General features: G+C 48.3%; 11 protein-coding genes. 4 read left to right on the top strand and 7 right to left on the bottom strand.

What is annotated here, in order from left to right:
* Positions 1-294: 294 nt before the first annotated feature.
* On the bottom strand, positions 295-849 hold the full coding sequence (locus tag BM184_RS09515; RefSeq protein WP_281252522.1) for a methylated-DNA--[protein]-cysteine S-methyltransferase: 555 nt from the start codon (positions 847-849) through the stop codon (positions 295-297).
* A 136-nt stretch (positions 850-985) separates the two neighbouring features.
* Here BM184_RS09515 and BM184_RS09520 point away from each other — a divergent pair, with 136 nt between their 5' ends.
* The 3 genes from BM184_RS09520 (at position 986) to ftsH (ending at position 4,981) form a co-directional block, all read left to right on the top strand.
* Positions 986-2,155: a MalY/PatB family protein gene (locus tag BM184_RS09520; RefSeq protein WP_177208617.1), complete on the top strand. Its 1,170-nt coding sequence runs from the start codon at positions 986-988 to the stop codon at positions 2,153-2,155.
* Positions 2,156-2,640: 485 nt separating this feature from the next.
* Positions 2,641-3,096: a MarR family winged helix-turn-helix transcriptional regulator gene (locus BM184_RS09525; protein ID WP_086628598.1), complete on the top strand. Its 456-nt coding sequence runs from the start codon at positions 2,641-2,643 to the stop codon at positions 3,094-3,096.
* A 10-nt stretch (positions 3,097-3,106) separates the two neighbouring features.
* On the top strand, positions 3,107-4,981 hold the full coding sequence (ftsH, locus tag BM184_RS09530; RefSeq protein WP_086943611.1) for an ATP-dependent zinc metalloprotease FtsH: 1,875 nt from the start codon (positions 3,107-3,109) through the stop codon (positions 4,979-4,981).
* Positions 4,982-5,263: 282 nt separating this feature from the next.
* Here the strand turns inward: ftsH and BM184_RS09535 are convergent, their stop codons facing one another.
* From BM184_RS09535 to BM184_RS09560, 6 genes are all read right to left on the bottom strand, one after another.
* Positions 5,264-6,220, bottom strand: coding sequence for a carbohydrate kinase family protein (locus BM184_RS09535; protein WP_086943610.1), 957 nt, complete (start codon positions 6,218-6,220; stop codon positions 5,264-5,266).
* Positions 6,221-6,274: 54 nt separating this feature from the next.
* Positions 6,275-7,774, bottom strand: a complete 1,500-nt coding sequence (locus BM184_RS09540) for a glycoside hydrolase family 32 protein (RefSeq protein ID WP_168173199.1) — start codon at positions 7,772-7,774, stop codon at positions 6,275-6,277.
* A gap of 42 nt (positions 7,775-7,816) precedes the next feature.
* Complete coding sequence (locus tag BM184_RS09545; RefSeq protein WP_086628594.1) at positions 7,817-9,430, bottom strand: ABC transporter substrate-binding protein; 1,614 nt, start codon at positions 9,428-9,430, stop codon at positions 7,817-7,819.
* Positions 9,431-9,476: 46 nt separating this feature from the next.
* The gene (locus tag BM184_RS09550) at positions 9,477-10,358 is read right to left on the bottom strand and encodes a carbohydrate ABC transporter permease (RefSeq protein ID WP_086943609.1); all 882 of its coding nucleotides are present in this window, start codon (positions 10,356-10,358) and stop codon (positions 9,477-9,479) included.
* 15 nt (positions 10,359-10,373) lie between these two features.
* Positions 10,374-11,315 (bottom strand): ABC transporter permease, encoded by a 942-nt coding sequence (locus tag BM184_RS09555; RefSeq protein WP_086943608.1) that lies wholly within the window; start codon positions 11,313-11,315, stop codon positions 10,374-10,376.
* A 348-nt stretch (positions 11,316-11,663) separates the two neighbouring features.
* A complete protein-coding gene (locus BM184_RS09560) occupies positions 11,664-12,638 on the bottom strand; it encodes a LacI family DNA-binding transcriptional regulator (protein WP_086943663.1) in 975 nt (324 codons plus the stop codon).
* A 298-nt stretch (positions 12,639-12,936) separates the two neighbouring features.
* Between BM184_RS09560 and BM184_RS09565 the strand changes: the two genes are divergently transcribed.
* Positions 12,937-13,650: a C39 family peptidase gene (locus tag BM184_RS09565; RefSeq protein ID WP_086943607.1), complete on the top strand. Its 714-nt coding sequence runs from the start codon at positions 12,937-12,939 to the stop codon at positions 13,648-13,650.
* Positions 13,651-13,726 lie beyond the last annotated feature (76 nt).

Below are 13,726 nucleotides of genomic sequence, written 5' to 3' on the forward strand. Positions count from 1 at the left end.
TGATGATAACGGATACAATTAACGATATTGGATATTTGTTTTTTTTCGCGCTTAACCGCCAACATTCTTTAGCTCCATTTAGACATCATATGCATTTCCACAAAGAAAAAAGAGCCGGGAACAATAGGTTCCTGGCTCTTTTCTGAATTTTCAGATTAGTTTCTGCTGGATTTCATTTCAATTTATTACTATATGGCGACGTTTTCCCTTTACCTTTACGACAGCATGGATGCCCATTTATCATCCTCTTATTGAGAATATTCATCATAATTGAGAATCCCTTCTCCCAATGATTCAGATATCCGCTTTGATCAAACCTTTCTCGATTGCAACCTTTGTCTCATGATTCAGCAAATATTCCTTCAGATGCAACCCGCCGGCATAGCCAACCAGTTTGCCGTTCGTGCCGATGACGCGGTGGCAAGGGGTGATGATCGAGATTGGGTTGCGGTTGTTTGCCATGCCGATTGCGCGGACGCCTTTCGGATTTTCGACAGCGATGGCTATTTCCTTGTAGCTACGCGTCTCGCCGTAAGGAATTTGGCGCAAAGCTTCCCACACTTTCAATTGGAAAGGCGTACCGGCTGCATCCAAAGGCAGCTCGAATTCCTGACGCTCACCATTGAAATATTGCTGCAATTGGCGTTCCCCTTCAAGCAACAAAGGTGTGTCCGCCTCCAACATTTCTCCAGCCGCGATTTCCTTTTCGATCCGCGGATCCAATTCCATTGCAACATGCTCCAGAAACGTGATGCCCTTGCCGTTTTCGGCCAGCAAGTACTTCCCGAGCGGCGTTTGGATATATTTATATGCTTTCATACTGTTCATCAGTCCTTTTTTTGTAATCACAAAATCTCTCTGCTCCATTATACACAGCGGTGGCGGCAACAGGAAGCATTCTCCATTTGTCATTCCCTCGCCAGGCCCTTATACTGGTGTTGTATACACACATCATTTCATCATCTACAGAAAAGAGTGGATTGTATTGCGTACATTTGATAACCCATTGAACAGGCGCGGGAACGGATCAAAAAAATGGGACAAGGATTATATCCAGCGGCGTTTCAGAACAGCGCGCGAGGACGTCTATCCCCTTTTCATCGCCGATATGGATTTCCGTCAGGACGCGGCGGTGCTGCAGGCTTTCCATGCGTTCGTCGAGACCGGGGACTTCGGTTATTTCGATGTGCCGGACAGCTTCTACGACACGATCCAAGCCTGGTACCGGGACAAGCTGAAGACACCGATCGAAAAGGAATGGCTCGTTCCGGCGAACGGGACCATCGCTTCCATGCATTTCGCGGCCGACCTTGTCAGCAAAGGCCAGCCGATCATGATGCTGACGCCGGTCTACGGCGTCTTTAAGGATATCGCGACGAATTTCGGCGGGATGGTGACCGTTCCGCTGCTGGAGGCGGATGACGCCTACCGGATCGACACCAAGCGGATGGAACAGGAAATCGTGTCTCAATCTGTCGGGACACTGCTTTTCTGCAATCCGCATAATCCTTCCGGCCGGATCTGGTCCTATGAAGAGTTGCAGGAAGTCGTCCGAATCTGCAAAGAGCACGGCGTCATAATCCTTTCCGATGAAATCCATGGCGAACTGAACCTCACGGAGAAACCGTTCATTTCGCTGATTTCGTTCATGGATGAATACGAAGACATCATCGTGGCCAGTTCGCCGAACAAAACCTTCAACTTGTCGGGATTGACGGCCTCCTACGTGATCATCCGGAATCCCGAGTTGCGGCAAGCCTACCAGCACGAATTGGCCCGCTTCCACATAACCATCAATCGCGCCGGCATGGCCTTCATTTCTGCAGCCTATGAACATGGGGGCGATTGGCATAACGATTTGATTGCCTACTTGAAGGGAAATATGGCTCTGATGGAAGAACAGTTGGCCGGTTTGGACCTGGAATGGATGCAGCCAGATTCAGGCTTTCTGGTCTGGATCCGTTTGAACAAAGTCACAGATGTCGACCGGTTCGTCCTGGAATTGGCGCAGCAAACGGGTGTCCTTGTGGAGACCGGAAGCCGCTTCGTGGCGGATTATGGGAACCATATCCGTTTGAATTGCGCCACCAGCCGCGGATTCCTCGGGGAGGCTCTCGATAAGTTCCGGGATTTCTATCAGCACTACACAAACTGAATGTTTTGACGCACGCAAGCGCGCGGGGAAATCTCCCTGGAACGCTTGCGTGCGTTTCTTTATTTTCGGATCAACCGCTGTCTTCCGGGGATCGGCTGATTTGTCTTTTCCTCTGGTGAGCGCAGGCTTCACCGGAGTTCGCCCCGCATTCCGAGCGCTCTCCTCCGGGGAGACGGGCTTCCCCGGAGGTGGGGACAATTTTTTGAGTGCTCCTCCGGGCAGCGGCCCCTAGTCGGAGCTGAAGCCCCTCCCGGACGCCGTCCTCCGACGAGCGAAGCACGCCGCAAACATTTCTTATGAAATTATTTCAAGCATCTTCATGATTTCTTCACACGCGCGCTCTATAGTAGGTTCACAACATTCCTGTTTGGTATGAATCTTTACGATTTACTTAAGAGTAAGTTGAACCGCTTGCACGAATAATGTTTTTGAACTAGAATAGTTTTACATCACAACTATTATCCGGCAAAGGAGCGGATTTCAAAATGAAAATTGATTTTTTAAAAAAAGAGATCTGGGATCTGATGCGGACCATCCAAGTTTCCAAGGATACCGTGACGTGCCCGGTCGCTAAAGACTATTGCATCACCCCGCTGCAATTGCGGATTTTGATGGAAATCAAGCTGAGCGAAGATCTGTCACTCAACCGTTTGGCGAAAGTGATGGATATGAACAACGGCAACGTCTCCACCATCTGCAAAAAACTGGAACAGCAAGGTTATCTCACGCGGGAGCGGCGCGCGGACGACGAGCGTTTCATCACGCTGAAACTCACTCCGAATGGCCAAGCGATCCTTCAGAAAATGGAGCAGGATATCGAAAGCAAATACTGCTCGCTGATGGAAGGCGTATCCGAAGAGCGGCTTGAAAAAATTTCTGCCGGCATCAAGGAACTGCAGCTTCTGATAGAGGAAATGAACGAACAACAACGAGAGGATTGAACAAACATAAATGGCAGATGATAAAAATAAAAACAATCGAAAATGGAATCTGAATTTGAATAACGAAAACCCCGATAAACGCAGAACGACAGCCTATTACTTGTTGATGGCATTGAGCGTCCTGATGTTTTTGAACTATTTCGTGTTGCCTAGCTACATGAACCGAAGCGTGGAGGAAGTGACCTACAGCACGTTCCTGAACCAGGTATCGGCGGGTGACGTATCCGAGGTCAAACTGGAGGATACCCAAATCACCTTCGTAGCGACTGATGACGCGGGCGACAAACAAGTCTACATGACCGGCCTGATCGATGATCCGACACTCGTCACCCGCTTGGAAGAAGCCGATGTGACCTTCAGCAAGGACATCCCGACTGAAGCCTCCCCGATCCTTTCCATCTTGGTTTCTTGGGTCTTACCGCTCCTGCTGTTCTGGGGATTGGGTAGCCTATTAGGCAAACAGATGGCGAAACGGATGGGCGGCGGAGCCAGTGGCGCCTTGTCATTCGGCAAGTCGAACGCCAAAGTCTACGTGAAGGCAGGCGATTCGAAAACATTCAAGGATGTCGCCGGACAGGACGAAGCCAAAGAAGCACTCAGCGAAGTCGTCGATTACCTGCATCAACCGAAAAAATACCAGGATATCGGTGCCAAGAATCCGAAAGGCATCCTGCTTGTCGGACCTCCAGGAACTGGTAAAACCCTTTTGGCCCGCGCTGTCGCAGGCGAAGCCGATGTGCCGTTCTTCAGCATATCCGGTTCCGAATTCGTCGAAATGTTCGTCGGACGCGGCGCCGCCAAAGTCCGCGACCTCTTCAAGGAAGCCAACGAAAAAGCCCCATGTATCGTCTTCATCGACGAGATCGACACGATCGGTAAGAAACGCGATAACGGCGGCTACGGCGGGGGTAACGATGAGCGTGAGCAGACCTTGAACCAACTGCTGGCGGAAATGGACGGTTTCGAAGCCAATAAAGGCATCATCCTCCTGGCCGCCACCAACCGGCCGGAATCGCTTGACGCTGCCCTACTGCGCCCGGGTCGTTTTGACCGTCGCGTACCGGTCGAACTGCCGGACTTGGCAGGACGCGAAGCCATCCTGAAAGTGCATGCAACGAACTACAAGATGGATCCTTCCATCAACTACAATACGATTGCCCGCGCCACATCCGGTGCTTCCGGTGCCGAATTGGCGAACATCATCAACGAGGGTGGCCTGCGAGCAGTCCGTGAAGGCCGCAACGCCGTCACCCAAAGTGATTTGGAAGAGTCGGTGGAAACCGTCATCGCCGGTTACCAACGCAAGAACGCGGTCATTTCACCGAAAGAAAAGGAAATCGTATCTTACCATGAAATCGGTCATGCGCTGGTCGCAGCCAAACAGACGGAATCCGCGCCGGTCCACAAGATCACCATCATTCCGCGCACTTCCGGTGCTTTGGGCTACACGATGCAGATCGAAGAAGGCGAAAAATCGCTGATGACGAAACAGGAACTGTTCAACAAAATCGTCACCTTGGCAGGTGGCCGCGCCGCCGAAGAGATCGTCTTCGGCAGCATCACGACCGGAGCCTCTAACGATATTGAGCAGATGACCCGGATGGCGCGCGCCATGATTACGCGCTATGGGATGAGCGACACGTTCGACATGATGCAGATCGAAACCCAGACGAACAAATATTTGGGCGGCGACACTTCCATAAACGTCTCCGCCGGGATGGCCGAGCAGGTCGACCGCGAAGTATTGGACATCATCAAGCAGGCACATGAGAAAGCCATTGCCATATTGAACGAAAACAGCGAGAAGCTACATGAGCTTTCCCATTATCTGCTGGTCGAAGAGACCATCACTGGTGCTGAGTTCATGAAAATATTAGGGGAATAATGTCTTCAACTGATCCCTAACCACAAGAAACCGGGCTGCCCTCATTTGAGGGCAGCCCGGTTTCTTGTGGTTTGATGGATTGAATGTCTAATTATTTGTTTTTGGGTTCGAGTTCGTGTCGCGATTGCCCGTTAAAATGATTTTGATGGAGAATATTGAGGTTACTGTGGACAAATTCCTTATCAAGTCAATTTTGGCGGGTTTTCTGACTGAGATTCGAACTGATTTCCCTGCTGACATTGTTATTGCAGGTTATTTATGAACCTAAATTCAGTGCTGCATTTATTCCCCTTCCAAGCTCAACACTTCTTGCAGGGTCGGGATGGATTGCATGCCGCCTGGTCGCGTCGTCACCAATGCGGCCACACGGTTGGCGAACAGGCCCATCTCGCCTATTTCATCCAAACTACAGTCTTCCCAATCAGCCCTGTTAGCAATCTGATAGAGGAAAGCACCGATGAACGAATCGCCTGCCCCTGTCGTATCAACCGCTTTGACGCTGATCCCTTCCACACTGGCCTTCTCGCCTTTGAAGTACAGGTCAGCTCCCTTGCTGCCTTTTGTAAAGATCAGCAATTTCGGCTCCGTCTTCAGCAATGCCGCAAGCCCATCAGCTTCCGAATCCATGCCTGTAATGAAGGCCAATTCGTCGTCGCTGATTTTCAGGATGTCGGCATACGGCAGGAATTGCTGGATCGTCTGCTTCAGCATTTCCGGATCCGGCCAGAGATTCAAGCGGACATTCGGATCAAAAACGATTGTCCCACCTGCCTGCTGCATTTTTTCCAGCGCCGCAAGATGCGCATACTTTACGGGTGCTTCGATCAGATCGACCGAGCAAAAATGCAGGATGTCTGCAGCCGTGAAAACAAGCTCATTCAGTTCTTCCTTGTCCAATAGCATATCCGCGCTGGGATTGCGGTAGAAACTGAATTCGCGCTCCCCATTTTCCTGGAGCGACACAAAAGCCAGCGCCGTGTTTGCCTCAGCGGTCCGGAACAGGTGACGGGTATCCACCTGATTCTGTTTGAGCACATCGGTCAGATAATCCCCGAAGGCATCCTGGCCCACTTTGCCGATGAAGCTCGCGTTCCCGCCCAGACGGCTGACAGTCACCGCGACATTCGCGGGCGCACCTCCCGGTTGTTTGGTGAAACCGTGGACCTCTTTCAAGGGCACCCCGATTTCACTCGGGAAAAAATCAATCAGTATTTCTCCAATAGTATAAACTCTCCGCATAACGTCTCCTTCATTCCTAAAATATTTGTCCGGCACAGCTAACTGCACACCCGATTAAATGAAGGGCGTAAAAGTTGCTTCCTCAAATACCGCTTTGCCGCTGCACTCAAAGGAGATGCCCGTCGCTGTCTCGGTTGGATATACGTTTGTGGTCATGACCGCTTCGCCGTTTTTCTCAAACACTTCAACCGACGAACTGTCCAGGTAAATGGCGAGTTCAAGATAATCGCTCTTTCCGGACAATGCTACTTTCCGGCTGACAGGAGGGTGTGCTTCCTCCCCCTTCAGTTCGATGCCGCTAGCGGATCGGTCGATACTCAATTCATTCTTTGCTTTGTCGAAGGACACTACTGTTCTTTCGTTCTCGTTCTCACGGAGATGGATGGACAGTTTTTCCAATTCGGACGTGTCCACTTTCAGCGTCAGCAATCCGCAATCCCCTGCGATACCAGGGATTGTTTCTTTGGCATCTGCCATCGTGAGCACCGGGCTGATTTCTCCCTGATTGTCACTGTTCGCTACGATGCCGATCGGATATTGCTTCAACTTGCCATCTTCCCATTTCAGCTCTCTCGGGATCGTCATCGATCCTGTCCAGCCGTGGCCCAGCTCATCTGTAGGGAAATTTCTTCCCCACATCTGCATCCAACCGATGCAGATCCTTCTGCCTTTGTCGTCCTCAAGGCTTTGGGGAGCATAGTAATCCAAACCGTGATCTAACTCTTGATAACTTTCCGGGTGGAACTGTTTCGTCGCCCAATCCACCTCGCCGACAGCCAATACTGACGCATTCAGATTCTGATAATCATCCCCATCCTGCGGCCATTGCATCGGCGAGAAGATCAGGCAATCTTTCCCATCCAAGCGGAAGAAATCCGGGCATTCCCACATGACCCCTTGTTGCTTGTTCCCCTTCAGGAAGACGGAGGCAAACTCCCATTCCACCAAGTCAGCAGATTGGTAAAGCAAAATCTGCCCTGTCTCGTCGCCAGCTTTGGAGGCGACTACCGTATAGTACATGCCTTCGTGTTCAAAAACTTTCGGATCCCGGAAATCAATCTGGGAAGCATCTGCCGGTAAAGCCGCAACCGGGATGACCGGATTTTGCTGCACTTTCTCGAAGTGCAGACCATCCTCCGACACCGCCAGGCACTGCACCTGGTGATGGACGCCTTCTTCATTGGCTTCGGTCACACCTGTATAAAGCAGATATAGTTTTCCGTCCCGCTCGATGGCGCTTCCTGAGAAACAACCGGACCGGTCATACGCTTGATCCGGCGCCAAGGCCACAGGCAAGTCTTCCCAATGGATCAAGTCAGTCGACTTCATGTGGCCCCAATGCATAGGGCCCCATTTCGCATCATACGGGTGGAATTGATAAAACAGGTGGTACGCCCCTTGGAACTGGACGAAGCCGTTCGGATCGTTCATCCAGCCCACTGGCGGTGATGCATGGTAGTGATTCCGGTAAAGAGGATTCACTGACCCTTTATTTTCTGCTATGTATCGGTTGGCCCTCTCTATTGAATAGGCTGTTTGACTTTGGATGCTCACGCTACCCCTCATTTCTTGGATTTGATTTTATTTTCTTTATGGTTATTTATTGTTTGATAGGTATGTATCATAAGCATCTTGTTTGATTTGCATCCATTCTTCCAGTCCCAAACGGTTCAGCTCTTCTACATAGGCATCCCATTCTTCGGCAATTTTGCCGTTAGCGATCCATTCTGCACGTTTTCTGTTGACGAACGGCATCAAATCCGCTTCGATTTGAGCGATCCGGTCTGCTTGTTCCAATGACAAGAATACGCGTGGATAATTGAATTGATTATGAACATCTGCTAAGTAAGTGTCTTTGAAGATATCCAAACGCCATTTTGCATCATCAGGCATTGTCGTCACAGTTCCGTAGTATTCATCCAAGATTGCCAAAGGTCCGCCAGCTTCTGTTTTTTGGCGCAATTCGCCTGGTGCAGTGCCTTCCAACGGCAGATGCTTCAACGAATTGGTAGCTTCTACATATTCAAAGATATTTTGCTGCGTCTCATCTCCGTATGTGCCCCAGTTGTTCTGCACAGATTGGATAGGCACGTACATTTGATCAGCCCATTTGGCAGTCAATTCCAGGTTTTTGTTGGCGCTTGTGATTACGAAACGGTCACGGCTGAATCCGAAGCCGTTCGTACGCGTAACATGTTTTTCTCCGCTCGGACCAGCCAGTGCAGGAAGCGGCTCGTAGGAATCATTCGCTCCCGAAACGTTGGCTTTATCCCATGAGAAATACACGCCGAACAGTTGCTCTTTCCCTTTCGCTACGTAGGCATTCCAATCCTGTTCAAAAGCTTCCACATCAATCAGGTTTTTGTTGTACAGTTCGTTGAAATAAGTGACGCCATTTTTGAATTCTTCGTTGTCGGCAGTAAAGTCGATTGTGCCGTCATCATTGACTACCAAGTGATCATCGTTGTCACCGATGCCAAATGCGCCGAAGAGGAACTTCATGTCTTCATTTCCGCCATCGTTGATGAAGGACATAGGGATTTCATCCGCTTTGCCATTGCCGTTCGGGTCTTGGGTTTTGAATGCTTCCAATACAACCATCAATTCTTCCGTTGTTTGCGGCATCTCCAAGCCCAATGTTTCCAACCAATCCACATTGATCCACGGAATATCATTTACGGTATGGATGGACTCTTTATCCTGACCCAATTCTTCGATCCATGGCAGGGAGTAGATATGGCCGTCCGGCGCTGTGACCATGGCCAAATATTCCGGATTTTCGTCCAATACTTTTTTGAAGTTCGGCATATGTTCATTGATCAGGTCTTCCAAGGGAATGATGATGCCGTCTTCCGCCCAGGAAAGCAGATCATAGTCGCTGGCGCCAGCATTCCACATGGCATCAGGCAAGTCGCCGCTGGAAATGTCCAGATTCCGTTTTTCAATGTAGTCCGAAGAATAGTTTTTCCATTCGACTTGCACGCCCGATTGCTCCTGCAAACGCTGGAAGATCAACTTCTCATTCGGATCAGCCGGTGCCAATGGCGAACTGGAAGTGGACATCTTCAAGGTCACTTCTTCCTTCAAAGGGAACGATACATTGGTCAATTCGTAATCGGGGGAAGAGGCCCCGCCGGAAGAACCGCATGCTGCTAAAGTCAAAACTGTTGCTGTGGATAATAGTGCTGTGCCAAGGTATTTTACTCTCATTTTGTATTTCTCCTTTATAGTGTATTTAATTTGTGTTGCGTATTGCCTAACCTTTGAGTGAACCTGCCATCATCCCTTTATCGAAGTACTTCTGGAAGAATGGATACATGATCAGAAGCGGTAAGCTGGAGATGACGATTGTTGAGTATTTGATCAGTTCAGCCAACTGAGCCATTTCCGCCATTTGAGTCGCCGATCCGATCATATCTTGTTGCGGTTGGTTTTGAATCAGTATTTTTCGTAGCACAATTTGGAGTGGCTGCAGGTCCGCATCATTCAGGTAAATCATGGCATCGAAGTAAGAATTCCACTGACCCACGAAAGCGTAGAGGAACAGCACGAAAATGATTGGTTTCGCCAATGGCAGCATGATCTTAAAGAATATCTGCAGTTCATTCGCGCCATCAATGATGGCTGCCTCCTCCAACTCGGCGGGCAATTGTTGAAAGTACGTCCGGGCCAAGATAATGTTCCAAACATTGATTGAGCCTGGAAGGACAATTGCCCAGACGGTGTTCAACATGCCCAGGTTTTTCACTAATAAATAAGTAGGAACCAACCCGCCACCTATGAACATCGTGATTATAAAAAAGATTGTTAGCGGTCGTTTGCCTACCAGTTTTTTTCTTGATAAAGGATAGGCAGTCAAGATCGATACCCCCACGGTCAATGCACTGTAAGTGAACGAATAGAAAATCGAATTCACAAAACCTCTTATGATTGCCGGATCCTTCAGCACCCGGTTATAGCCATCCAAACTCCAATTCGCAGGATTCAGACTCAGGCCTTGCGAGCGGAGGATGAAGGGATCCATGAAGGAAGCAATCAATACATACAGCAACGGCGATAGAGTGATCAATACCAGAAGCCCTATCAGAATGCGGTTCAGCAGCAGGACACTGCGGTCAAATTTTGTCAACGTTATCATTTTGTTCTCCTCTCTCTATAAAGCCGCGTCATCAGTGCTTACTTTGTTTGCTATCATGTTTACGGCCAACAGCAAGATGACATTGATGACTGTATTGAATAACCCGACTGCCGTTGAATATCCGTAATCCCCCATTTGCAACCCGACTTTGTAGACGTAGGTCGAGATGATCTCCGAAACAGGCAGGTTCATAGATGTTTGCATCAGGAAAGCTTTCTCATAACCAACGTTCATGATCCCCCCGACAGAAAGGATGAACTGGATGACCATGATCGGGCGTAGCGCCGGAAGATCGATGTACCAGATCCGGTACAAGATATTGGCGCCATCCATGTGAGCTGCATCGATCAGATCTTGGCTGACGTTTGCCAGTGTGGCTGTGTAGAGGACCGATGCCCAGCCCATTCCTTGCCAAATGCCGGATAGGATGTACAAAGTCCGGAAATAATTCGGGTCGGTCATGAACGTGATCCGCGAACCGGTGATGGTTTCAATTAATCCGTTGATCGGGCCATCTGCGGCCAGGAACATGAACAACATCCCCACAACGATGACCAAGGAAATAAAGTTCGGTGCATACAGGATCAGTTGGAATCGCTTCTTCCATTTTGTGCTGATCAGATGGTTCAAGGATAATGCCAAGAGGATTGGTGGAAAGAATCCCAAGATCAGTCCGTATATGCTTATTTTGAGCGTGTTCTCCAACAGTATGCCGAAGTTGGGAGAGTCGATGAACTGTACGAAGTTTTCCACTCCCACCCATTCGCTTCCCATGATTCCACGCAGCGGGTTGTAATCCTTGAAAGCCAAGAGAATGCCGTACATCGGGAAATATTTAAATACCAGTGTGAGTAACAGTCCCGGCAACAGCATATAGTAGAGCATTCGGTGCTGTTTGATGAATTCCCATTTTGTTTGTGTGCCCTTTGGTTTGATGCTTGTCTGGCTTTTTTTCATGACTGATCTAACTCCTCCTTTTGGAATTTGAAACGTTTCCACTTTGCTTCAAAAAAATGTGGAAAGGTTCATATTCGATAATTGAAACGTTTCCACTTTCATTCAAAAAAATAGTTTCTGAAGAATTCCAGCGACTGGTTCAATCACTTGGCTCAGCCAGCACCACAGGATCGGCACGCTACTTTTGAAATCGGTGCCGTTGATGGATCATCAAACTGCCCGCGATTTCAAAAATAGGGAAACGTTCATTCGATAATTGAAACGTTTCCACTTCGCTTCAAAAAAATATGTTTTTGATTTAAACATATAATAATTCAGTAACCGTTTTCTGTCAATACCAAAAACATATTATTTTGACATTTGATTTTTCGTGGTCGGTCCTTCTACGTAATGGACAGGCAACGTGATCTTCGTTTTGACGGATTCGCCATCGATCACTAGGATGATTTTTTCGACTGCGGCCTTGGCCATCAAATCCACAGGCTGACGGATTGTCGACAGGAACTGTTTGCGACCCGCTTCCATCTTGATGCCATCACAACCGATGATCTGCACTTCCTCCGGCACTTTGCGATTCATTTCCTCCAAAACTTCCAGAATATCCAAAGCAATAAAATCTGTGTGGGCAAAGACGCCATCCACATCCGGATTTTCTTCGAAAAAGGTTCGTATCTCCTGCTTGAATTCCACAACAGGGTCTTCCCCATCGTAGATGGCATAAGGAATTTCCATAAGCTCAGCTTGCTCTACAAAGCCACTCCTTCTCTTTGTCGTCTCAGTAGGAAAGCGTGAATGGGTTCCGATATAGCCGAGTTTTTTGCACCCCTTCTCGACCAGCTTTTCTGCTGCTAACTCACCTGCATGAAAGTTGTCCGATGTGACGCAAACCGTTTCTTCCTTGAAATGACGGTCAATCGTGACGAAAGGCAAATGCGACGAGACAAAACTATCCAAATCCGAATAGGTGATGCCGATGATGCCGTCCACTTTGTTTTCTTGAACCATTTGAATATATTCCAGCTCCTTGTCATTGCTGACATCGGAGTTGCATAAGAGCATCTTGTATTTATGCTCGGATAGATTCCGCTCCACATAGTAGGCGAATTCCGAAAAAAATGGATGCCAAATCGTTGGAATGATCAATGCGATCGTGTGCGTCTTGTTCATCTTCAGGCCGCGCGCATAGGCATTAGGAATATAATTCAACTCTTTCATCGCCGCTTCCACTTTTCGGCGCGTCGATTCTTTTACGGCTCCGGAATTGTTCAGCACACGCGATACGGTACCGACACCCACCTTGGCTAAAGCAGCTACGTCTTTCATTGTTCCCAATTGAAACACCTCCTTTCCTGTATACACTTACAATCTAATTATCATGATAGCAGAGTCAACAAAATAAGTATAGCTGTTCTTTGGGAGCATTCCTTTATCAAAGATCGTGCCATGCTTGATTCCATTCTATTATTTTAGCGATTTTTTTGGGAGAATGGGTTAACTTTATTCGATTGCTGCCGACTATTATACAGGTATTTTGATTTTGGTTTATAAGTTATTACATCGGCATTGTGCAAACAGTTTGTTTGCACTGTATAAATACATCACTACTCGAAGGAGGCTAATTATGCGGAAACGAACGCTTTTCAAAAGAGGGTTGCTGATAATTATTATCGTCAGTACATTATCCATCAGGCTTGCACCCCCTGAAAGCGCATCTGTGTTGGATGATCTGGCAGCTGTAGCAGAAGCCCCAAAAGAAGTTTTATTGGATGTCCCTCTATTGAATCAAATGGATTATCCCATTTTATATAACGGTTGCGAGGTAACTTCGCTTACAATGATACTGCAGTACAACAACGTTGATGTATCGAAAAATGATGTCGCTGCTTGGCTCCCTTCTGTTCCGATCATTTATGAGAACGGCCTGCGCGGCAACCCAAACGATGCTTTCGTAGGGGACATTACCGGTTATGATTCTGGCTTCAGTGTCTACCATGGGCCGATAGCTGTCTTGGCTGCTAATTTCGTGTCATCAGATCGCATAAAGGATATCACCGGCAGCCCATTTGAGGCTGTGATTGATGCCTTGAATCAAGGATACCCAGTCTGGACAATCACCAGCACAAGCTATGCCCCAGTAGCTGATATGGAAGTGTGGCAAACACCAACCGGGGAAGTCAGCATCAGTTATAATGAGCACAGTGTCGTTGTAGTTGGCTATGATGATACCTTTTTTTACGTAAATGATCCTTATGGCAAAAAAAACCAAGCTGTGGAAAAAAGTGCATTTATTGCCTCTTGGGAGCAATTCGGCAGCCAGGCTATCTATATTGAATAAGCGAATCCACAAAAAAAAATCTCTCGAGTAAGCTCTTGCTGCTAGCTTACTCGAGAGATTTTTTGGCTTTCTGTTT

Origin of the sequence: Trichococcus pasteurii, from assembly GCF_900112935.1 — a bacterium.
Taxonomy (GTDB): domain Bacteria; phylum Bacillota; class Bacilli; order Lactobacillales; family Aerococcaceae; genus Trichococcus; species Trichococcus pasteurii.

Bases quoted from the DNA above. Each gene is read 5' to 3' on its own strand.
- BM184_RS09525 (WP_086628598.1), top strand. From the start codon at position 2,641: ATGAAAATTGATTTTTTAAAAAAAGAGATCTGGGATCTGATGCGGACC.
- ftsH (WP_086943611.1), top strand. From the start codon at position 3,107: ATGGCAGATGATAAAAATAAAAACAATCGAAAATGGAATCTGAATTTG.
- BM184_RS09535 (WP_086943610.1), bottom strand. From the start codon at position 6,220: ATGCGGAGAGTTTATACTATTGGAGAAATACTGATTGATTTTTTCCCG.
- BM184_RS09545 (WP_086628594.1), bottom strand. From the start codon at position 9,430: ATGAGAGTAAAATACCTTGGCACAGCACTATTATCCACAGCAACAGTT.
- BM184_RS09550 (WP_086943609.1), bottom strand. From the start codon at position 10,358: ATGATAACGTTGACAAAATTTGACCGCAGTGTCCTGCTGCTGAACCGC.
- BM184_RS09555 (WP_086943608.1), bottom strand. From the start codon at position 11,315: ATGAAAAAAAGCCAGACAAGCATCAAACCAAAGGGCACACAAACAAAA.
- BM184_RS09560 (WP_086943663.1), bottom strand. From the start codon at position 12,638: ATGAAAGACGTAGCTGCTTTAGCCAAGGTGGGTGTCGGTACCGTATCG.
- BM184_RS09565 (WP_086943607.1), top strand. From the start codon at position 12,937: ATGCGGAAACGAACGCTTTTCAAAAGAGGGTTGCTGATAATTATTATC.